Annotated in this window: 16 protein-coding genes, 1 tRNA gene and 2 pseudogenes; 14 read left to right on the forward strand and 5 right to left on the reverse strand. The window is 58.0% G+C overall.

The window, feature by feature from the left end; all coding sequences use genetic code 11:
* Positions 1–2 precede the first annotated feature (2 nt).
* Positions 3–1,472 carry an FAD-binding protein gene (locus AAYR33_01320; protein ID XAO71639.1) on the forward strand — a complete coding sequence of 490 codons (1,470 nt, stop codon included), beginning with the start codon at positions 3–5 and terminating at the stop codon, positions 1,470–1,472.
* 18 nt (positions 1,473–1,490) lie between these two features.
* Complete coding sequence (gene nadC, locus AAYR33_01325) at positions 1,491–2,351, forward strand: carboxylating nicotinate-nucleotide diphosphorylase (protein XAO71640.1); 861 nt, start codon at positions 1,491–1,493, stop codon at positions 2,349–2,351.
* Between the two features lie 27 nt (positions 2,352–2,378).
* Here nadC and AAYR33_01330 read toward each other — a convergent pair whose 3' ends face one another.
* Together AAYR33_01330 and AAYR33_01335 are read right to left on the reverse strand one after the other, a co-directional pair.
* Positions 2,379–3,281, reverse strand: a complete 903-nt coding sequence (locus AAYR33_01330) for a mannitol dehydrogenase family protein (GenBank protein XAO71641.1) — start codon at positions 3,279–3,281, stop codon at positions 2,379–2,381.
* Complete coding sequence (locus AAYR33_01335; GenBank protein ID XAO71642.1) at positions 3,268–3,765, reverse strand: hypothetical protein; 498 nt, start codon at positions 3,763–3,765, stop codon at positions 3,268–3,270. The genes AAYR33_01330 and AAYR33_01335 overlap by 14 nt, the downstream gene beginning before the upstream one ends.
* A gap of 291 nt (positions 3,766–4,056) precedes the next feature.
* Between AAYR33_01335 and AAYR33_01340 the strand changes: the two genes are divergently transcribed.
* From AAYR33_01340 to AAYR33_01350, 3 genes and pseudogenes are all read left to right on the forward strand, one after another.
* Positions 4,057–4,752: an NAD(P)/FAD-dependent oxidoreductase gene (locus AAYR33_01340; GenBank protein XAO72330.1), complete on the forward strand. Its 696-nt coding sequence runs from the start codon at positions 4,057–4,059 to the stop codon at positions 4,750–4,752.
* A complete protein-coding gene (locus AAYR33_01345) occupies positions 4,641–4,880 on the forward strand; it encodes a hypothetical protein (GenBank protein XAO71643.1) in 240 nt (79 codons plus the stop codon). The genes AAYR33_01340 and AAYR33_01345 overlap by 112 nt, the downstream gene beginning before the upstream one ends.
* A pseudogene (locus tag AAYR33_01350) lies at positions 4,768–6,236 on the forward strand (DUF87 domain-containing protein). Before AAYR33_01345 ends, AAYR33_01350 begins: the two are co-directional and overlap by 113 nt.
* 690 nt (positions 6,237–6,926) lie before the next feature.
* On the opposite strand, the gene AAYR33_01355 reads toward AAYR33_01350, so the two are convergent.
* Positions 6,927–7,003: transfer RNA gene (locus AAYR33_01355), tRNA-Arg, on the reverse strand.
* 210 nt (positions 7,004–7,213) lie between these two features.
* Here AAYR33_01355 and polA point away from each other — a divergent pair.
* The 5 genes from polA (at position 7,214) to AAYR33_01380 (ending at position 12,229) form a co-directional block, all read left to right on the forward strand.
* Positions 7,214–9,988, forward strand: a complete 2,775-nt coding sequence (gene polA, locus AAYR33_01360; GenBank protein ID XAO71644.1) for a DNA polymerase I — start codon at positions 7,214–7,216, stop codon at positions 9,986–9,988.
* Positions 9,970–10,869 carry an ABC transporter substrate-binding protein gene (locus tag AAYR33_01365; GenBank protein ID XAO71645.1) on the forward strand — a complete coding sequence of 300 codons (900 nt, stop codon included), beginning with the start codon at positions 9,970–9,972 and terminating at the stop codon, positions 10,867–10,869. The genes polA and AAYR33_01365 overlap by 19 nt, the downstream gene beginning before the upstream one ends.
* Entirely contained in the window at positions 10,850–11,536 is a 687-nt protein-coding gene (locus AAYR33_01370; protein XAO71646.1) for an ABC transporter substrate-binding protein, read from the forward strand. The genes AAYR33_01365 and AAYR33_01370 overlap by 20 nt, the downstream gene beginning before the upstream one ends.
* A 21-nt stretch (positions 11,537–11,557) precedes the next feature.
* Positions 11,558–11,689: a hypothetical protein gene (locus AAYR33_01375; protein ID XAO71647.1), complete on the forward strand. Its 132-nt coding sequence runs from the start codon at positions 11,558–11,560 to the stop codon at positions 11,687–11,689.
* Positions 11,690–11,854: 165 nt separating this feature from the next.
* Complete coding sequence (locus AAYR33_01380) at positions 11,855–12,229, forward strand: hypothetical protein (protein ID XAO71648.1); 375 nt, start codon at positions 11,855–11,857, stop codon at positions 12,227–12,229.
* Positions 12,230–12,281: 52 nt separating this feature from the next.
* Here the strand turns inward: AAYR33_01380 and purD are convergent, their stop codons facing one another.
* The gene (purD, locus tag AAYR33_01385; protein XAO71649.1) at positions 12,282–13,538 is read right to left on the reverse strand and encodes a phosphoribosylamine--glycine ligase; all 1,257 of its coding nucleotides are present in this window, start codon (positions 13,536–13,538) and stop codon (positions 12,282–12,284) included.
* Positions 13,539–13,595: 57 nt separating this feature from the next.
* Here purD and xseA point away from each other — a divergent pair, with 57 nt between their 5' ends.
* Both xseA and AAYR33_01395 read left to right on the forward strand, forming a co-directional pair.
* Positions 13,596–15,029: an exodeoxyribonuclease VII large subunit gene (xseA, locus tag AAYR33_01390; protein ID XAO71650.1), complete on the forward strand. Its 1,434-nt coding sequence runs from the start codon at positions 13,596–13,598 to the stop codon at positions 15,027–15,029.
* Positions 15,026–15,337 (forward strand): hypothetical protein, encoded by a 312-nt coding sequence (locus AAYR33_01395; GenBank protein XAO71651.1) that lies wholly within the window; start codon positions 15,026–15,028, stop codon positions 15,335–15,337. Before xseA ends, AAYR33_01395 begins: the two co-directional genes overlap by 4 nt.
* Positions 15,338–15,599: 262 nt before the next feature.
* On the opposite strand, the gene AAYR33_01400 is transcribed toward AAYR33_01395, so the two are convergent.
* On the reverse strand, positions 15,600–18,257 hold the full coding sequence (locus tag AAYR33_01400) for an Rne/Rng family ribonuclease (GenBank protein XAO71652.1): 2,658 nt from the start codon (positions 18,255–18,257) through the stop codon (positions 15,600–15,602).
* Positions 18,258–19,102: 845 nt separating this feature from the next.
* On the opposite strand from AAYR33_01400, the pseudogene AAYR33_01405 reads away from it, so the two are divergent.
* Positions 19,103–20,673 (forward strand): annotated as a pseudogene (locus AAYR33_01405) (2-isopropylmalate synthase).
* A gap of 257 nt (positions 20,674–20,930) precedes the next feature.
* Complete coding sequence (locus AAYR33_01410) at positions 20,931–21,977, forward strand: rod shape-determining protein (protein ID XAO71653.1); 1,047 nt, start codon at positions 20,931–20,933, stop codon at positions 21,975–21,977.
* The last annotated feature ends 20 nt before the right edge of the window (positions 21,978–21,997 follow it).

The raw sequence follows: 21,997 nt of genomic DNA on the forward strand, positions 1-21,997 counted from the left end.
TGATGTTAAAAAAGCTGGAGAGTCGACTGGACGGCCAGCCTGTCATTATCGGCAGTGGCATTGCCGGGCTCATGACGGCGCTGACGATGCGGCGGCCCTGCATCATCCTCTCCCCCGGCGCGCCTGCTGAGACAACATCCAGTTATCTGGCGCAAGGCGGCATGGCCGCGGCGATCGGGCCGGGAGACACGCTGGAACAGCACATTGCCGACACGATCGCCGCCGGGGCCGGATTATGTGGCCCGGAAGCCGTGCGCGCGATCCTCTCTGACACGCAGGAGGTCGTCGCAGCGCTGGAGCGCTTTGGTGTGTCCTTCACCCGCCATCATGACGGGGACTATCATTTCCATCGGGAGGCCGCGCATAACCGGGCGCGTATCCTGCATGCGCAGGGGGACGGGTCAGGCCGGGCCATGATGGGGGGCCTTATGGCGGCGGCCAAAAGCCCGGATATCACATTTCTGCACGGCTTACGCCTGACCGATATCGCGACCCATGACGGGCACGTCGCGGGGCTGTGGCTGGAAGACGGTGCGTATATCGCGACATCCCAATGTATTTTGGCGAGTGGTGGCGCAAGCGGGTTATTCCCGGTTTCCACAAATCCGCGTGACCATGATGGCGGGCCGATTGCGATGGCGCTACGCATCGGTGCACGGGTGATGGATCTGGAATTCACGCAATTTCACCCGACAGCTCTTGCGATCGGTGCGGTTGAGGGCCGCCACCTTCTTATCAGCGAGGCCGTGCGCGGTGCGGGGGCCGTTCTGGTCAATGAAAAAGGTGTGGCTTTCACGGACCCTTTGCAGTCGCGAGATATTGTGGCTCGGGCGGTGGCGGCACAGGAAGGCGCGGGCCAGAAAGTTTATCTGGATGCACGCGGCCTGTTTCCGAACGGGTTCGAGCATCATTACCCGACGATTTATCAACTTTGTCGCCAAAATCAGATCGACCCGGATCGGGGCCGCATTCCCGTCACCCCTGCCTCCCATTATCTCATGGGTGGGGTGCAGACGGATCTGGCCGGACGCACGAATATTGGCGGACTCTGGGCCTGCGGGGAAGTTGCGGCGACAGGGCTGCATGGGGCCAATCGTCTGGCAAGCAATTCCCTTTTGGAAGCCTGTGTCATGGCCTCCCGGGTCGGGCGTGCTTTGCATGACATGACGCTGCCCCCGTTGAAACGTTGCGCGCTGAAACCGCCCCCCGTCAGGCGATGTGCGGCGGATGTCAGGGCGGTCATGGGGCAGCATCTTGGTTTGCTGCGCGATGGTTGCGGGCTCGAGACGGCTTATCGGGTTTTTTCAGCCAATATGGCGCATGATGACCACGCTTTGATCGGCGCGGTCATGGCCCATGCTGCTTATAACCGGAAGGAAAGTCGCGGCAGCCATTACCGGGTCGATGCGCAGCGGGCGACGGACCCGCGACATAGCGTCCTGACAATTGATGATCTGAAACGAACTGACTGACAAATGAGGGAATGCGCGATGTGGCCACGTCACTTACCTGATCTGGAATGGAGGCCGATCATCGAGGCGGCGTTGCGGGAGGATCTCGGCATTGGCGGTGACGTGACCTCGCAACTGGTGATCGACCCCACCGCCTCCGCACGTGCGGTTTTCCGCGCCCGGAAAGCGGGTATTCTGGCCGGGCTGCCCGCGGCGCGACTCGCTTTTTCCTGCCTTGAACCGCAATTACATTTCATGGCGATGAAGCGGGAGGGGGACAGGCTGCACCCCGGTGACGTCATTGCGGAGGTCGCGGGCAATGCGCGCACGATATTGGCGGCAGAGCGCACGGCCCTCAACCTGCTCTCCCACCTGAGCGGGATCGCATCCGTAACGCGTCAGATCGTTGATGAAGTCGCCAACTTCGGGACACGCGTCACCTGCACACGCAAGACATTGCCGGGCCTGCGCGCGCTCCAGAAATATGCGGTTTTGATGGGGGGCGGCTATAATCATCGCTACCGTCTCGATGATGCGGTGATGATCAAGGATAATCACATCGCGATTGCGGGTGGTATTGCGCCAGCCCTGACGATGGCGCGTCGCCATATCGGCCATATGATGAAAATCTCTCTTGAGGTGGATTCACTGGCGCAGTTAGAGGCGGCGATCACGGCGGGCGGGGCGAATATTTATCTTCTCGATAATATGTCGCCGGAGTTGCTGCGCCGCGCGGTGGAACGCGTTGCGGGCAAGGCCGTCACGGAAGCTTCTGGCGGTATCACGCCGGAGACCGCCGCTTCCGTGGCGGAAACAGGTGTGGACGTGATTTCACTCGGATGGCTGACGCATAGCGTGTCGGTGCTCGATATCGGTCTCGATATCAGCAGCGCAGTTTAAGAAGTGGCGGATCATATCTCACCGCTTTCAGCCATCCAGAAGGCGTTCCAGCGCTTTCAACGTGCCGTGGCGCTCAATACGCTCCTCCCATCGGCGGATCTCCGACATGATGGAAAGGCGCTGATGTAGATTGAAATGTTGAAAAACGGAGAGTGACAAGGCGTCATGGCGGCTGGCTTCGCGCTCCGCGGCAGGCATTTGCGGCTCAAATGGCTTAAATTCCTGCCCATCATCCGTGACGCCGCGCAGATATCTGGTGAAACATGCCGGGACGAAGACCATCCGCGTCACATCACCATCTTCTTCCACAACATGATTAAATGTCGGGTCGAGAAAAGTGGCGAGTTTGTTCCACCCATCACCCGTAATGCGTGGCAGGCGGTCGATAATGTGGGGGTTGCTGAAACGCTTGATGATAGTGGCCCGATAAATATCGAGATCCATGCCCTTCGGCACAGGAAGCGTGGGCGCGACGTCCCGACGGAGAAAAATATCGACCAACTTCCGGATCAACGGGTTAGTTATGGCGTCCCGAACATTATTGAAACCCGCAAGTTGGCCCGGATAGGTAAGGACGGAATGCGTGGCATTGAGCATACGCACTTTCATGAGTTCGAACGGGCCTACATCCTCAACGAATTGCACGCCGACCTCCTCCAGATAGGGGCGGCCATTCACGAACCGGTCTTCAATGACCCATTGCGCGAAATCCTCTGATATGACAGGCAGGGCGTCCTGGATGCCGCTTGCTTCATCAATCGGCAAAGCATCTTCCTTGAGAACAGCGGGGGTAATGCGGTCAACCATCGCATTGGGGAATGTCACGTTTTCCTCAATCCATGCGGCCAGTTCCGGGTCCAGCGCTTCAGCATGGGCCACGACGGCCTGGTGGGTGATGCGGCCATTATGGCGGAGATTATCGCATGACATGATCGTGAAAGGCGCAATGCCGCGGGTACGGCGTAATTTGAGCGCCGCGACGATAAAGCCGAATGCGGAGGTCCGGATCTGCCAGTTCGGCCTGTGTCGCGGGATGATCAAGTCGGTAACGGCCCGTGCCTGGCTCCTGATTATAACCGCCTTCCGTGATCGTCATGGAGACGATCCTGATTTCCGGCGCGGCCATTCTCTTAAGCACCGCGCGCCTGTCATCGGGTGCGAAGAGATAGGACACGATGGACCCGATGATTTGATGCGTCTCGGAGCCATCATTTTTATAGCGCGTCAGCGTGTAAAGATTATCCTGCGCCGCAAAAACATCGCGTTTGAGGCGTTCATTTTCATCGTCCAGCAGGCTGACGCCGCAAATACCCCAATGGGTATTGCTGGAATGATTGAGGAGTTGGTCAATATACCATGCCTGATGGGCGCAATGAAAATTCCCGATACTGAGATGGACAATGCCCGCCCGCACCTGGCTGCGATCATAATTAAAGAGGTTTTTACCGGCAGGAAGCGCCGTGAGCGCGCGGATTGAGCGGGATCATGAACGATGTCCTTGCATGCAGATGTGTTGTCCTGCACTTCTTTCGGTCCGTTGAATCGGAGCAGTCCTGTGAGGGGGATGCAAGCGAAACTTCAGACGATCCAGGAAAGTTTACCAATGCGCAGAACCCGATGACAGAAGGTTACATCCCGGAGATCGCCATCATCGGTGCGGGGCCTGCGGGATTAATGGCGGCCGACGTTCTCTCCCAAAAAAAACATTCATGTCACGGTCTATGAGCAGAAGCCCAATGCGGGACGGAAATTTCTACTTGCGAGTCGGAGTGGCCTTAATTTGACCCATGCAGGGGGGCTTGACCACTTCCTGAAGCAATACGGTGACGGCGCGGCGTGGTTGCGTCCGGCGCTCGAAAGTTTCACGCCCGATGACGTCATTCATTTCGCGGAAAATCTGGGTCAGGAGTGCTTTACCGGGACGAGCGGGAAAATATTTCCCGTCGGGCTGAAAGCCACCCAGCTTCTCCGCGCTTGGTTGAAGCGCTTGAGTGATCGGGGCGTCACATTGCAATATCGCACGCGCTGGTGCGGTTTCGGCGATGGCGACACAATTTTACTCGCGCATGAAGGCGCAATCGCGGTGAAGAAATCGGATGCGGTCCTCCTCCTCGCCCTGGGGGCGCATCATGGCCACGCACCGGCTCAGACGGGGAATTGGACGCGTCATTTTCAAGAGGGCCGGCAGACATGGCGCGCACTATTTCTGTGGCGGGGGGCGTGCGCCAGGCGGCGGTTGATTCCGGCTTTATGCTCCGGCAGTGACCGGGGGTTTTCATCGCAGGGGAAATGCTGGATTGGGAGGCACCCACCGGGGGTTACCTCTTGCAGGCCTACTTCTCCACCGATTATCTCGCCGCTTTATCGGCTGAGAAATGGCATGACTCGACATGCGGGCTAAGGTATCGATGCGTTTATGAATGCGGCAATTTCCCTGGGGCAGGGCCAGGATGGACGCGATGTCCTGCTCAACCTGCCGGAACTTCTGGCGACGCGACTGCTGGTGCAGGGCAATTCCGGTTCAGGTAAATCCCATCTTCTGCGTCGCCTGCTGGAGCAAACCGCCACAACCGCGCAACAGGTCGTGATCGACCCGGAAGGTGACTTTATCGCCTTGGCGGAGTGCTATGGCCACCTCATCGTTGACGCGGCGGATCAGAGTGACACCACCTTGCGCGCAGCGGGTGAGCGGGCGCGCATCCATCGCGCCTCCGTCATTCTGACGCTGGAAAGTCTTGATGCGGAGCGGCAGTTTCGCGCTGTCGCGACTTTTCTGACGGGGATGTTCGAGGTGGCGTGCAGTCACTGGTACCCCGTTCTGGTCATTGTCGATGAGGCGCAGTTTTTTTGCCCCGGCCGCTGGTGGCGACACGACGGATGAAGCCCGACACCTTTCCCTCAATGCCATGACGAACCTTATGTGCCGTGGGCGCAAGCGCGGCCTGGCCGGTGTCATTGCGACCCAGCGCCTTGCCAAACTTGCCAAGAATGTCGCGGCGGAAGCCTCAAATTTTCTTATGGGGCGCACATTTCTGGATATTGATATGGTGCGGGCGGCCGATTTGCTGGGGATGGAGAAACGTTTGGCGGAAGGGTTTCGCGACCTTGCGCGCGGGCAGTTCATGGCGTTGGGGCCTGCTTTGAGCCGCCGCCCTCTGAAGGTGATGATCGGCGCGGTTGAGACGCGCAGCATGGCGGCCGGGCCGGAATTATTGCCGTTCGAGGCGATGCGGGGTGAGGATCTGCGCGATATCATCCTTGAGCCGGTGGCCAGCTTCTCCACCCCGCCACCGCGTGAGTCCCGACCGCCACCGCCGGGACCTCCTCAAACAATTGGAAGCCTATACGGCGGAGCGGCAGAAACCCTCGGAGGATGCGCCCCGTCAGGCGACGGCCCTCATGGAGGAGGCCAGTCCGGAGGATATTTGGAGGATGGTCAAGGCCGTCCATCTGGAGCGTGAGGCGGCGACGCGACCACTTCCCGCTTTATTTCAGGATTTTTAGTTGCGGGCGCGCATCAGCCAGGTTGACGTGACGCCAATCGGGCTGGAGGGCTTTCGCCTCATCCTGGGTGGTATTCGCGTCGGGGTGGATTACGCCTATGCGCAGGGCGCAATTTGGGCCGAGGCTGTCCAGATTGCGGCGGGCCTGCCTAAGGATGTGCAGGGGGTCGGCCTTCTTCTCACTTTTGCGGCGCAGCAAGCCGCGCCCTGCCCGCGTGACGCCGCGATTGCGGCCGCTTACGGCACATTTTCCCTCGGGCGTGCCCGGCGGCAATTGACCTATTTGTAGGAGCAGCACGTTATCGTGGTGCAGGAGAGCAATCGGGGCCGCCGCGTCGCTTTTATCGGCACGGAATGGCAGACAGACTGGGCCCCCGCCTGAGCCCCCTGCTGATTGGAGGCATGTGAGAGTGTGCTGGGGGATACGCTCAATGACAAATGATAAATTCGCCGTGATCCGCCAGATCAATGGTGAAGAGGCCGTGTATGACGCCCATCTCTCCGGTTACGACGTAATCGTGCCGGTGTAGATTCATCAGGACGGGGCGCAATGCGCAGTTAAGCACCATATGAAGGAGATTTTCTTCTCCGCGGCGCTTATTATCGATATGACGGTGAAGGCCGCGTGAGGTTGGGGGGGTCGGATTTACTCACTTAACAGGATGATACCGATTTTCACTTAAGAGCGTTCGTTTGAGAGCGGCTTGGATCGGCGCCGCTTCCGGGGCGAGCAACGCATCCCGCGCGGTAGCCAAGGTATTGGCGGGTGCGGCTCCGAAACCAATGCGCTTTTCTTGACCGGCCCATTGGTAACTTAAATGTCACAAGCGCGCGGCTGTGATCCTGACCTCGAAAAAAGGCAGCCCGCGTTGGAGAGGCGATTATGTTTTTCCTCAGCGGATGACGTCCCGATTTTTTATCCGTCGACACGAAGCCCCCACCCGATTTTCATGATCCCCAAATTCGTGCACGTGCATGACATAGGATGAGAGACCATGAGAAAATTTTACGGCAGGAAACCGGGCAAAATCGAGGGATGTGATATCGGATGAGAAGCCGTCATAACGGTTATTGGCGGACCCGAAAGGATTCGAACCTTCGACCTTCGCCTTCGGAGGGCGACGCTCTATCCAGCTGAGCTACGGGTCCATCGGGATGTTGCATAGCCAATTTCCTGCCCCGACGCCAGAGCCATGCCGTAAAAACTTGCATACGCTGTTACGGCGGCCCGACCCGCCGGCAGTGCGCCGCTTTCTTGCATAAGAATCTGCTTTCCGGCAGGATCGGAACGCGGCAAGGCTCGTTTTGATGAGGGTCACAGACCGAGCCTGCGCAGACTGAGGACAGGGTGTCACATTGATGGAACAAGAAAAACACCTCATTCTGGTCGATGGGTCAAGCTTCATCTTCCGGGCTTTTCATGCCCTGCCACCGATGCACAGCCCGGATGGCACGCCCGTCAATGCGGTTTACGGTTTCACCAACATGCTCTCCCGCCTGATGCGTGAGCATGTCGGCACACATCTGGCCGTTATTTTTGATGCCGGGCGGCAGACTTTCCGCAATGACATATACCCCGCTTATAAAGCGCATCGTCCCCCCGCCCCGGAGGATCTTGTCCCGCAATTTGCCTTGATCCGGGAGGCGACAAAAGCTTTCAATATCCCGTCCATTGAATTGCCAGGCTGGGAGGCGGACGATCTCATTGCCTCTTATGCTGAGGTGATCGCCCATGAGGGCGGTCGGTGCACGATTGTTTCATCAGATAAGGATCTGATGCAGCTCGTGACGGGAAAAGTGCAGATGCTTGACCCCATCAAGCAGCGCCCGATCGGGGTGGAAGAGGTCCTTACCAAGTTCGGCGTGCCACCGGAACGCGTCGTAGACGTGCAGGCCCTGATGGGGGATTCAACCGATAATGTGCCGGGCGTGCCGGGTATCGGCCCCAAAGGTGCTGCCCAGCTCATCGTTGAATTCGGGCGTCTGGAAGATGTCCTGACGGCCGCGCCAGATATGAAGCCGTCAAAGCGCCGCGATGCGCTGAGCGAACATGCGGAAAATGCACGCCTATCCCTCAAACTGGTAACTCTGGCACGCGATGTCGCGCTGCCGGAACCGATTGAGGCGCTGGGCTGTCGCGACCCCTCGGGGGAAATGTTGGGTGGTTTTCTGGCGCAGATGGGTTTCAACTCCATCAGCCAGCGCCTTGGACTGCGCCATGTTTCGCGACCCATCCCGTTGCCAGCCGCGCAGGATGGCGATGCCCCAATGCCTGACGCAACAGCCCCACCGGCTTCACCCGCAGAACAGCCGAATTTCGGCCCCTATGAAACTGTCACGACGACCACGCAGCTTGAAAGCTGGGTGCAGCGCATTAAGGCTGAGGGCTATATTGCCGTCGATACCGAGACGGATAGTCTTCAACCTCGCCGGGCGGCGCTGATCGGCATTTCTCTGGCGGTGCGTGCAGGGGAGGCGGCTTATATTCCGCTGCGCCATCAGGGTGATCTTGAAAATCTGGTGCCACCTCAACTTGAAACGGCGCAGGTTCTCGCCGCGCTGACGCCTGTCTTCCATGATGATGTGATCCTGAAGATTTTTCAGAACGCAAAATATGACCTGCTCGTTTTTCAGAATGCCGGGGTGACGGGTATCGCGCCCATTGATGACACAATGCTGCTCTCCTACGCCCAATCGGCGGGCGCGCATGGACATGGGATGGATGAGTTGTCCCTCCTCCATCTCGGACATCGCCCGATCACTTATGATGAGGTGACGGGCACGGGGCGGCAGCGCATCCCGTTTGCGCACGTCTCTGTCGATAAGGCGACGTCCTACGCGGCGGAAGACGCGGATGTGACGTTCAGATTATGGCTGAAGCTCAAGGCGATGCTGGTGCAGAATTGCGCCGTACGTATTTACGAGACGATGGAGAGACCGCTCATCCCTGTCCTTCAGAAAATGGAATGGGCAGGCATCAAGATTGATGTCGCTGCACTTCAACGCCTCTCCACTGATTTTGCCGCGCGCATGAAGGTGATGGAAGCTGAGATCCATCAATTGGTGGGTCGGGACTTTAATATCGGTTCGCCCAAGCAATTGGGAGAGATCCTTTTCGACGAAATGAATCTCTCGGGCGGTAAACGCACCAAGGCGGGGGCCTGGGGCACGGATTCGTCTGTCTTGCAGGAACTGGCGGATCAGGGTCACGTGCTTCCGCAACATATCCTCGCCTGGCGGCAACTCGCGAAACTGAAATCGACTTATACAGACGCGCTTTTAGAGCAGCGGGACCCTAAAACGGCGCGCGTGCACACATCCTACCATATGGCCGGCACCACGACGGGTCGCCTCTCCTCAAATGATCCGAACCTGCAAAATATCCCGATCCGCACGGAAGAAGGGGCGCGCATCCGCCACGCTTTCATCGCGGAGAAGGGGCATAAGCTTGTCTCGGCGGATTACTCCCAGATTGAACTTCGCCTCCTCGCTGTCGTGGCCAATATCCCGACCCTTCAGGAAGCTTTCGCGCTGGGGCAGGATATTCATGCCCGCACGGCGTCGGAGGTTTTCAGTGTGCCTCTCGAAGGCATGGACCCGCTGACCCGTCGCAGGGCCAAGGCGATCAATTTCGGGATCATTTACGGCATCAGCGCGTTTGGCTTGGCGCGTCAGCTCGGCATCCCGCAAAATGAGGCGCGGCGTTATATCGCGACATATTTTGAGCGTTATCCGGGCATTAAAACCTATATGGACCGGACAAAAGAGGAAGCGCGGGAGAAAGGCTATGTCGAGACGCCGTTCGGTCGCCGTTGTTACGTCCCCGGCATTGCTGAAAAAAATGGTGCGCGACGCGCTTATGCGGAACGTCAGGCCATCAATGCGCCCTTACAGGGAGGCGCTGCGGACATCATCAAAATGGCCATGATCTCTGTGGATCGTCAGCTGAGAGACAATGATTTCAATGCGCAGCTTCTCCTGCAAGTGCATGATGAGCTCATTTTTGAAGTGGCTGTGGAAAAAGCGGACATGTTGGCAGGCTTCCTTCGTGAGACGATGAGCAGCGTTGCCGATATCGGGGTGAAACTGGTTGTCGAGACCGGTATTGGTGATAATTGGGCCGAGGCGCATTGAGCGGGTTGGGATGCGCGGCTGGGGGGCTCAGAGCGTCATTCCAACGGTATTTCACGGTCCTGACTGGTCTCATCCTGACGCTTTTCCTCGCATCTCATGCCGCCTTGGCGCAGGGTGTGGCGGATGACGCCATACGGCGTGGGCAACCCCATCGCGGAGACACGCTGCGCGTCACGATGGCGTCACCCAGTGAGACGCTGGATCCACAAATCAATTATTCCAGTGCCTATCTCCAGATTTTAGTTTCCGTCTATGACGGGCTTCTCGCTTATCGCCGCGCATCGGGGAAGGAGGGGCTGAAAATCGTGTCGGACATTGCGGAGGCTCTGCCCACGGTCAGTCCTGACGGGTTGACATGGCGTTTCCGCATTCATGATTACATATTTTTCTCAAATGGCGCGGCTCTGACGACGGATGACGTGGCCGCATCCATGCGACGTCTCTTCCGCGTTGGCAGCCCGACAGCGGACTCATTTTACCGCAATATTGTGGGGGCAGAACAATGCCTGCAACATGCTGCGCACTGCCGCCTCAAAGGCGTCACGGTTGATGTGAAAAGCCGGACGGTCACTTTCCAGCTACGTCAGCCTGACCCTGAATTCGCGCAGAAACTGGCTTTCAGCCACGCCGTGATCCTCTCTCGTGACGTGACAGGGCGGGATAGCGGCGCTTCACCTCTTCCCGGGACCGGCCCTTATCACATCACGAAATATGATTCATCGACGGGGATGCGTCTTGAACGCAATCCCTTCTTCCGACCGTGGTCGCGGATGGCGCAACTCGATGGTTATGTCGACCATATCCAGGTTGATTTCCGCCTGACGGATGAAGCTGCCGTGACGGCGGTGGAGCGCGGACAATATGATGTCATGCTGGGGTAAGAAACCGCAGGATTGTTACAGTGAACTGGGTGATCAATATGCGCGTCAGATTCATCTGCAACCACTCCTGGGATATTATTACCTCGTCCTGAATGTCCGGGAGCCGCCTTTCACTTCCATTCAAGTCCGTCAAGCGCTCAATGAGGCGATTGACCGCCGGGCCGTTGCCATTTTGTATGGGGGTGAAGCGGTGGCGACGCCATTATGCGACCTTATCCCCTACGGCATGCAGAAGGGGCCATCGGACTGCGCTGCGCGGGCGGATCATCGGCCGGATCTGACAAAGGCGCGGCAACGTATTCGGGAGACGCCATTTGCAGGCATGGCGGTGACGCTTGTCGTGCGTAATAATGCGGTGGACACGAATATCGGGCTTTATGTGAGGGATCTTCTAGAGAAACTGGGTTTTAAGGCCTCCATCCGTACCCTCGCGCCTGCCAGTCTCAGCAGTTATATCGGCAATTCCGACCATCATGTCGCCATTGCTTTGACAACGTGGTACGCCGATTACCTATCCCCCTCCGTATTTCTTTATGATCTGCTCGGGTGCGAAAATATCCACCCGGGGCTTGATATTTCGACCAACGCCTCGGGTTATTGTGACTCCGCTCTGGAACGCCTCATGAAACAGGCCATGATTTCTCAAAATAAGGCGGAAGCGGCGTAACTTTGGGAGGAAGCGAACGCGATGGCGATAGGTGCGGCGCCGCTCATCCCGCTTATCCAGCCACGCTACATTGATTTCGTATCCGCGCGACTTGGCCATTATCGTTACTCATTGCTGAACCATCTCATCCTGTCGGAAGTTTGGGTGAAGTAATTCAGGCAATGCTGCGACTGAAAAGGGTGGGGCGACGGCGATAACCCGACGATCACGCTAAAGTGCACTCTTTAAATGCAAAAATTTATCTTCACGGCGTTAAAGACATGTTACAAACCGCCGGAAGATATCTGTTAAAATGTTACATTATGAGAGATACGTGCCATGCCGCATCAAATGATGGTTGCCGTTTTCGATACAGCCTGCCATGCACGTGCGGCCATGCCGCAACTGGTTGAAGCCGACATCCCCGCTCATTCCATCCACCATTTGCGACGTAATCCTGTCTTACGATGCACGGCACGCCGGAGTGACCTTTCCCGAACGCAACGTCGCCGCACTGTCACACGCGGCGCGTTGATCACGATTGACCTGACACATATCGTACCCGATACAGCCCGGAAAATCCTTGCGGCGCATCATCCTTTCGATGTCCGCATCATTCAGCAGGAAGTCACGATCGGCACACCGCCCGATCAGCAATATGAGCCGAGCGACTTCAATGACGTCATTGAAATGACGGAGTTTTACTCAAGCTGACGCGGGTTGGGTTGGTCGTGGTGCCGAAGCGGGCTTTCCAACCCGGGACGCGCTAACGACCGATATCGCGCCGGTAAAATCCGTCATCCCATTTGATTGCGCTGACAGCTTCATAGCCACGGGTCAAAGCGGCATTGATGTTATCCCCAAGTGCGGCGACAGCGAGGACGCGCCCACCATCTGCGACGAGGTGGCCATCCTTCATTGATGTGCCTGCATGGAAGACTTTGACGCCTTCCAGAGCATTCGCCGCCTCTATTCCCTTAATCGCACCGCCTTTTTTCGGCGTGGCGGGGTAGCCCTGCGCGGCGATCACGATGGATATGGCGATTTTATCGCTGAAGCGAATGGGTAAGTCCCCGATCGCGCCTTTGGCCAGCCCGGACAGGATCGGCAATAAATCGCTTTCGAGACGGAGGAGAAGGGCCTCGGCCTCCGGGTCACCAAAGCGCACATTATATTCGATCAGTTTGGGTCCGGCATCTGTCAGCATCAGCCCCGCAAAAATCACGCCTTTAAAAGGCGTGCCGCGACGTTGCATCTCAGCCAGCATCGGACGCACCGTGAGATCAAGTGCGGCTTCCTGCGCGGCGACGTCAAAATCCGGCGGGGGGGAGACAGCGCCCATCCCCCCTGTATTGGGACCGGTATCATTTTCACCCACGCGCTTATGGTCCCTCGCCGCGCCGATTAGGACAGCCTCCGTTCCGTCACAGAAAGCGAAAAGCGAGACTTCCGCACCGAACAGGCATTCCTCCACAACAATGCTGCTTCCGGCGGACCCGAAACCGCCATGGGTCAGCATCGTGTCGACGGCTTTCTGTGCTTCCTCCACCGTTTGGGCGACGATCACGCCTTTCCCGGCGGCGAGACCGTCCGCTTTGACGACGATCGGCGCACCGCGCCGCTGGATAAAGGCGTGCGCCGCCTCAGCCGTATCAAATCGCTCCCACCGCGCTGTCGGGATGCCAGCGGCGTCGGCGATCTCCTTTGTAAAGGCTTTGCTGCCCTCCAAAGCTGCGGCGGCCTGGGTTGGCCCAGCGCAGGCAATGTCAGCGGCGTCACACGCATCGGTAAGCCCGGCCACAAGCGGCGCTTCCGGCCCTGGCACGACGAGGTCAATTTTCTCCGCCTTCGCAAAATCCACCAGTGCTGCAATATCGGTCACGTCAATATTGATGCAGGTTCCGAGTTCAGCCATGCCGGGATTGCCCGGCGCCATGAAAAGTGCTGAGAGTAGGGGAGATTTGCGCAGACACCAGGTCAGAGCATGTTCCCGACCACCGGCGCCAACGAGGAGAACCCTCATAAAAATCCTTGCGAAACGAGGTTTGTTTTAAAGCCCTCCTAGCATAGAATGCAGCTTATGAGTGAGAGCGAAGCGCAAATTTCCGACAACGTGCCGCAATATTCGGTCTCCGAACTCTCGGGTGCGATCAAACAGGCGCTGGAATCCCGTTTCGGGCGTGTCAAGGTGCATGGTGAGGTGACGGAACTCAAACGTTACCCGTCCGGGCATATCTACCTGTCCCTCAAGGATGAAGGCGGCAAGATCGCGGCCGTCATCTGGCGCGGCGTGGCCGGGCGGCTGGGTTTGACGCCTGAGAACGGGATGGACGTCGTCGCGACCGGCCGCGTCTCCGCCTATGGAGAGCGCTCCAGCTATCAATTGATGATCGATCAATTGAGTTTCGCCGGGGAGGGCGCGCTTCTGGCGCGGATTGAGCAGATCCGCGTGAAATTATTGCAGGAGGGGTTGTTTGACCCTGACCGCAAAAAGCCACTGCCTTATTTTCCGGCGCGCATCGGGGTGATCACCTCATCTCAGGGCGCTGTGCTGCATGATATCTGCACCACGATTGAACGCCGCTTTCCGCGTGATGTGTTGATCTGGCCGGTTGCGGTGCAGGGGCAGGGCGCGGTGGAGCAGATCCTCGCCGCGCTCGCGGGGATTGTGGCGGCGGAACCGGATATTGTGATCCTCGCGCGGGGCGGTGGCTCGCTGGAGGATCTCATGGCGTTTAATGACGAGCGCGTGGTGCGGGCCGTCGCCGCTTTTCCGCTGCCTCTCATTTCTGCCATCGGGCATGAAACGGATACCACGTTGGTGGATTATGCTGCCGACCGCCGAGCCCCGACACCGACGGCCGCCGCCGAAATGGCGGTGCCGCAGCGCAGCGAGATGCTGGCGGACCTGGCCCATCGCGCTGCGCGCCTGCTCAGCGCCGGAAACCTCGTGCTGCAACGTGCGGCGGCACGACGTGACCGCGCGGTAAGCTTCATGCCGGACCTCCCGGCCTTACTTGAAACCTCCCGCTTAAGGCTGGATGATCGGACGCAACGCCTCAGTTTCGCTTTACCCTCCTTCGTGCAGAAATTGCGGGCACGACATGACAGGGTTCAGTCGCTTCTGACGTCGCCTCAGACGTCGATCGCGGCACGGCGTCAAACCGTCTATGAGGCGCAGGGGCGCTTGCGGGACTGCCTCAATCTGTCGGTTTTCAAAGCGCGGCGCGGCTTTGTCTCCCTCCCTGACCAGACACGCATCATCCAGGCGACACTCGTCTTGAAACGTTCCGTCTTTGATGGGGTGTCACGCCAGCTCGAAGCGATGTCTCCCCATGCTGTGCTGGCGCGCGGTTACGTATTGGTGCAGGATGGCGCAGGTCGGCCCGTAAGTTCCGCCCATGATCATCCGCAAGGGGGTGCCGTCACCCTGACTTTCGCGGATGGGGAGCGAAAGGGCCACATCCAGGCCGATGCAGGTCGCGCAATTCCGCAAGGAGATCTCGGATTATGACATGCCCCTTAATGTTGCGCCGTGCACTTCTCGCTCTCTCACTTTTTCCGGCTTTGGCCGCCTGTGGCGGGGCGCCGCAACAATCGTCGCCCCGGACGCAGACATCAAAGCCGTTTTTCACCAATGACGTCTCGGCCTCCTTCGACACGCCGCTTTGTGGCATTGCCGCGCAGGAGGCCAATGCGATGGAAATTGCGAGCTACCCGACGCCATTCCGAACCGGCAATCGCTGCGTGCAGAATGCCTGCTTCTCCCCTTTAACGGGGTCGTTTATTGCCGCATCCGGCTATCGGAGTGTCTGCCGCTGATGGCGCGGTGCGGGGTTGGGCTCGGATGAGGCATGCGCCTTATCGCTTTTCGAGCCTGTGGCAAGCGTTGCATCGGCTGAAACGGACTCGAGCCGCCCCCTGAATCTCCCTGCTTCCGGCGATGAAGGGCAGTGTCCTCATGTCGGTCTAACATTCTAGCGGCCGCTCAGACGTGCCTGATCAGATGTCCTTTTCAGCAACCGGTTTTGAAAAAGCAGGACCAGACTCGCCGAAGGGGAAGGGGCACGCGGTCCCTTCCTGATTATCGGCTCCACCAGCCTTTACGGCGTGGCGCTGGTTTTGCGTCGCTATCATTTGCTGCCGGTGCTTCCGCCACAGCCTGTTCTTTCTTTTGGCCGGTCGGCGCCGCGTCCGCTTTTCGGGTCGATGCGCGGCGGCGTGGGCGTGGTTTGGCGGGGGCTTCGTCACCCTGCACGGCGACATCCGGCTCAGCCTCCGCGTTTTTTACGCGTCGCGTCATGCGGCGGCGCGGCGCCGGGCGCGGCGTTGCTTCTGAGGGGGCATCCGGCTCGGCTGCGTGGTCCGATATCGCAACATGGTTCGACGGCGCATCCTGTGGCGCGGTGATCGCGGGCGATGTGGCGTCGATGACCTCAGTCACAGGTGAAGGGGTGTCGCTCCGGCGACCGCGCCCACGACGTAACCCGCGTCGCGGGTTACGTCGTCCCTCCGGTTTCTCCGAACTGACGGGGGCGGGCGGCGGCGTTATCTCCGCTTCCTGCACCGCTGACGACACATCCATGATGACGGGTGACTCTTCAATCATGTCGAAAATATCGAAGGAAGCTCCTGCAAAGGGATCAGCCGGTGTCGGGCGGCTGCGCCAGTGATCACCGTGATCATCGCCGCGGCGCGCATGTGACGCCACCTGCTGCTTCTGGCGCGCAGCGACTTCCTGAGGTTCCGTGATCTCGATCTGACGCACGACGCGCGGGCCGCGATGGGGCGCGGACTCTTCTACCTCATGTCGTTCCGCATGGTCCTCCGCCCCGACATCTGAAGCCGGTGAAGCGTCGGAAAATTCCTCATTCCGGCGTCCACCGCGGCGGCGTCGACGACCTGTCTCCACATTTTCTCCGTCACCGGCACCTGATGAGGCTTCCGACGCAGAATTTGCATCATCCTGGTGCGAGGCGACGTCCTCATGCAGGTCATCTTCCCGTTTCACCGGCCCACGCGGCGCCGGGGCCGCTTCGCGATGCTGTGTCGGGGCCTCCTGCGTGCGCATGCGCTCAATCCGCATATCTGCCGCGAATAATGTATCATCGGCGACGAATTTGACGCTCATGGCGTGACGCTGTTCAATCTCCCCCAGCCATTGACGCTTCTGATTGAGGATATAAAGCGCGACATCCGAGGAAACATGGACTGAGATTTCGGAAGCACGCTGGCGGAGCCCTTCCTCATCAATCGTGCGGAGCACCTGCAGGGCCGCGCTTTCTGTCCCACGTATATAACCCGTGCCTTTACAATGGGAGCATGGGGTGAGGACGGCTTCCGCGATGGAGGCACGCAGACGCTGGCGCGACATCTCAAGCAGGCCGAAATGGGAGATCTGACCGATCTGGATGCGCGCGCGATCTGACTTAAGCGCTTCCTTCAGCCTTTTCTCGACCATGGCATTATGGCGCCGACTTTCCATGTCAATGAAGTCGATCACGACAAGTCCGGCAAGGTCACGCAGGCGCAATTGACGCGCCACTTCTTCCGCCGCCTCAAGATTGGTGTGGAGGGCCGTATCCTCAATATTGCGTTGCCCGGTGGAACACCCCGAATTCACGTCGATGGAGACGAGAGCTTCCGTCTGGTTGATGACGATGTAGCCGCCGGATTTCAGCGTCGCAGTCGGGGAGAAAATTGCATCCAGATGCCCCTCAACGCGGTTACGGGCAAAAAGGCTCTGGCCGTTATTGCGCCATAACTTCACCAACTGCGCATTATGCGGCATGAGATTGCGCATAAAGTCCCGTGCGCTTTTCCAGCCCGGTTCTCCATCAACCAGAATTTCCGTGATGTCCTTGCTGAAAAGGTCGCGAATGGCGCGCTTGATCAGATTGGCTTCCTCATAAACCAGGGAAGGCGCGATGGAGGAAAGCGTGCGATCCCGGATATGATCCCATAATTGCAGGAGATATTCGCAATCGCGGGTAATTTCCGCCTCCGGGCGCTGCGCCCCGGCTGTGCGGACGATCATGGCCATGCTGCGGGGCAGATCCAGCTCCGCGATGATGTCGCGCAGGCGGCGCCGGTCATTCTCGGAAGTGATTTTCCGTGAGACGCCACCGCCACGCAGTGCGTTCGGCATCAGAACGCAATAGCGGCCCGGCAGTGAGACATAGGTTGTGAGGGCTGCACCCTTATTGCCTCGCTCTTCCTTAACCACTTGGACGAGGATGATCTGCCGTCGACGAATAACCTCCTGAATGCGGTAATTCCGCAGGAATCGCGCCATACGCCGGGCGGAATTGCTTTCATCACCCGTGTCATTTTCGCCGCCGACAACTTCCGGCGGGGGTTGGTCCTCACCGTCATCTTCCGCTTCATCGGTTTCCGCGCCATCTGACAGGCTTTCCTCAACCGGCGTTTCGGTGATTTCCGGCTGATCCTCAATGTCCGCATTCTGAAGCGCCAGAAGCTCTTCACGGTCCGCTACCGGGATCTGAAAATAATCCGGATGAATTTCGCTGAAAGCGAGGAACCCATGGCGATTGCCGCCATAATCGACAAAGGCAGCCTGAAGGCTCGGCTCAATCCGAATGACCTTGGCAAGATAGATATTGCCTTTTATCTGCTTCCGCGTCGACGTCTCGACGTCGTAATCCTCAAGGCGATCGCCGTCCATGACGACGACCCGCGTCTCTTCCGCGTGGGTCGTGTCGATCAGCATACGTTTTTGCATTAATGTATAAACTCCGATCAGCCGAAGCTGATATTACGGCAGGCCTGGTCAACACAGACGGGGCGCAGGCGATGGGTGATAAAAACCTCTCTGGAGCCATACGAGCAAGGACGTGCGCCTTGACCGTGACGGGGCGTCGCGACATGTCCAGCATCGTGACGCACGCGTGCGGCTGCATCCGGTGATCCAGTCCATCGGGTGAGGCACAGAGCGCGAGACGAGCCAAAATTTGCCAGCTCCAAAAGTTATAACCTTTTGCCGATCAGGCTGGGCGTCACAACCCATTGAAAACCGCGGGAAATGCGGGGGTCGGAGACGCAACCGATCAGATCGGCCAACGGAAGTCAGATGGCAGGAAACCCGGGGGATCGGTTGATTCGACCGCGAGGTTCAAACGCCGTTCTGAAACCCTTCCTTCCCCACAATGACTTAAAACGCTGCCTTTCGCAAGCAAGCTCTCGCTTCCGAGTCATATTATTGCTGATCCTGCCTCATTTACGACTTTTTTGGAAAGTTATTTACGTGATTTTTTCGGTTCCGATATCCTGCGCATTCGGGGCCGAAATGGCGAAAAACCGCCACCTACGATATTTGCGGTCCTTAAATTCTTTTTGTCAGACCATAATCACGCCGGTGCAGAAGCGAAAGATCGTCTAACGTCCCCCGCATGGTGCTTTCAGGGAAAATTTTCGGCTTATCATCTGTGTCGACCTTGCCATCGGTGCCGTATGCCTGCGCGCTTCTCTCGCTACGACTTACTGCCTCTGAGTATGATGGCCGTCTCACGGCCTTGATGCTCAGGGGGTTTTTGTCGTTTTCAGCCCGAATTCAAGCGAGGGAAATTTATGACCATCCAGCACCCTTCCTTTAGCAATATTCCTGAAAATCGTGTCATCATTTTTGACACGACCCTCCGCGATGGTGAGCAATCGCCCGGTTTTTCCATGAACCTCGATAAAAAGCTGCGCATGGCGCGGGCTCTGGAAAATCTGGGCGTCGATGTGATTGAGGCCGGTTTCCCCGTCGCGTCACCGGGTGATTTTGAGGCGGTCAACGCCATCGCCAAAGCGACGGAGGATGTTGTTGTATGCGCCCTTGCACGCAGTGGTGGCCTACGCGATATCGCGGCGGCGGGTGAGGCGATCGCCCCCGCGCGGCGTAAACGCATCCATAATTTTATCTCCACCTCGCCGCTTCATATGAAATATAAATTGCGCATGACGCCCGAGACAGTGCTGGAGCTGATCGTTTCGGGCAATCGCGCGTCAAGGCAATTGACGGATGACGTGCAATGGTCAGCGGAGGATGGCGCGCGGACGGAAATTGATTTCCTCTGTCGCTGCGTTGAGGTCGCAATCAGGAACGGCGCAACAACGATCAATATTCCGGATACGGTCGGATTCTCAACGCGTGAGGAAATCGCCCCGATATTCGAGACGTTGCGACAACGCGTGCCAGATGCGGAAAAAGTTATTTTCTCGACTCATAATCATAATGATCTCGGGCTCGGGGTCGCGAATTCCCTCGCCGCACTCATGTCAGGGGCCCGGCAGATTGAATGCACTATAAACGGGATTGGTGAGCGCGCCGGCAATGCGGCATTGGAGGAACTGGTCATGGCGATTCGAACGCGTCATGACAAATTGCCCTTCACCCACAAGGTTCACACGCCCTCATTGCTCAGCGTGTCGCGATTGCTCACCGGCATTACCGGTTTCGATGTTCAGTCGAACAAAGCCATTGTCGGGCGCAACGCCTTTGCGCATGAGAGTGGCATCCACCAGGATGGCATCCTCAAAAATGCCGCGACTTACGAGATCATGACGCCGGAAAGTGCGAGCTGGACGAAATCCATTCTTGTTCTGGGGAAACATTCCGGCCGTGCGGCTTTCCGGGATAAAGTCGCGTCGCTCGGTTACACATTGTCGGATGCGGAAATCGAACATGCTTTTGTACGGTTCAAGACGCTGGCGGACCAGAAAAAATCCGTATTTGATGATGACATCATCGCTTTAATTGATGAGGAGAATCACCTTGATGCGGCCATTCAGTTCGACGCCATCAAAGTGCAATCCGGCTCTGAACGTGATGCCTGGGTTGAGCTGACATTGATCGTGTCGGGCGCGCCTAAAAAGTCTCCGTCACGGGTAATGGACCTGTTGACGCGGCCTTCAAGGCGATTGCGATGATTTGTGAAAATGACACGCGACTTGCCCTTTTCAGCGTCGCTGCCGTCACGGGTGAAACGGACGCTCAGGCTAAAACGACGGTGCGGCTGGAGAAGAATGGCAGAACGGTCGATGGACAGGGGGCGGATGTTGATACGATTGTCGCCGCCGTGAAGGCTTATGTGCACGCGCTGAACAAGCCGATGACGAAGGCGTCGCGCCGCGCGCCGACGGAGCTTTCCGCGTAAAGGAAGTCACTGTGATTTGGTTAAAACCGCGTTGCGACCGCTGTCAAGGTGTCGTAATGCGGCTCTGCGCTGTGCAAGCTGCTAAATTTCGGCCTTCAAACCGACTTTTTTTATTTTCTGCTCTTGCTCATGGTATGGTCGCTCGCTAAGCGGGAAGACGTGACAATTGCCTCGCTGTAAATCTGAGTCGCGATGAGCCGCTTCACGTATTCAACGTGGGGCATTTGTGCATCCCCTTTCCTGGCCAGGAGGCTTGAATGTTTTCACGTCTGCTGGGTCTCATGTCGGCAGACATGGCTATTGACCTCGGCACCGCCAATACTCTCGTTTATGTCAAGGGAAGGGGCATCGTCCTTGACGAGCCCTCCGTCGTTGCCATCACGGAGGTGCGTGGCAAAAAGCAGGTTCTCGCTGTCGGTGAGGAGGCAAAGCATATGCTGGGCCGCACGCCCGGCAATATCACGGCGATCCGCCCGTTACGGGATGGCGTGATCGCGGATTTCGACGTTGCGGAAGAGATGATCAAACATTTCATCCGCAAAGTGCATAATCGACGCGCTTTTGCCAGCCCGCAGATCGTCGTCTGTGTCCCTTCAGGTTCAACAGCCGTTGAGCGCCGCGCCATTCAGGAAAGCGCGGAAAGCGCCGGTGCACGCCGCGTTTTACTGATTGAGGAGCCGATGGCAGCGGCCATCGGGGCCGGACTGCCGATAACCGAACCCTCGGGCAGTATGGTCGTCGATATTGGTGGTGGCACGACGGAAGTCGCTGTTATCTCACTAGGGGGAATCGTTTATGCGCGTTCCGTCCGCGTGGGTGGCGATAAGATGGACGATGCCATCATCTCCTATATCCGCAAATCCTTTAACCTGCTGATCGGGGAAAGCTCGGCCGAACGTCTCAAGATCGATCTCGGTTCCGCCAGTATGCCCGAGAATGCGACGGATGGCGGGCCGGTGCGGGCCGTGAAGGGGCGGGACCTCATCGATGGTGTCCCGCGGGAAATCGTGGTGTCACAGGCCCAGATCGCGGAAAGCCTCGCTGAGCCGGTGATGCAGATCATCGACGCTGTCGCCACCGCACTTGAAAATACCCCACCGGAACTGGCGGCCGATATTGTTGATAAAGGCATTATGCTAACGGGTGGCGGGGCGATGCTGAACCGTCTGGATGATGTTTTACGCAGTGCAACGGGCCTTCCTGTCAGTGTCGCGGAAAACCCTTTGACCTGTGTTGCGATAGGTACAGGGCGGGCACTTGAAGAAATTCGTCGTTTGAGAAGCGTGCTCGTCTCGATGTACTGACCCGAGGGAGAAGCTTCCCG

It is taken from the genome of Acetobacteraceae bacterium, from assembly GCA_039613835.1.
Classification (GTDB): Bacteria; Pseudomonadota; Alphaproteobacteria; order Acetobacterales; family Acetobacteraceae; genus Sorlinia.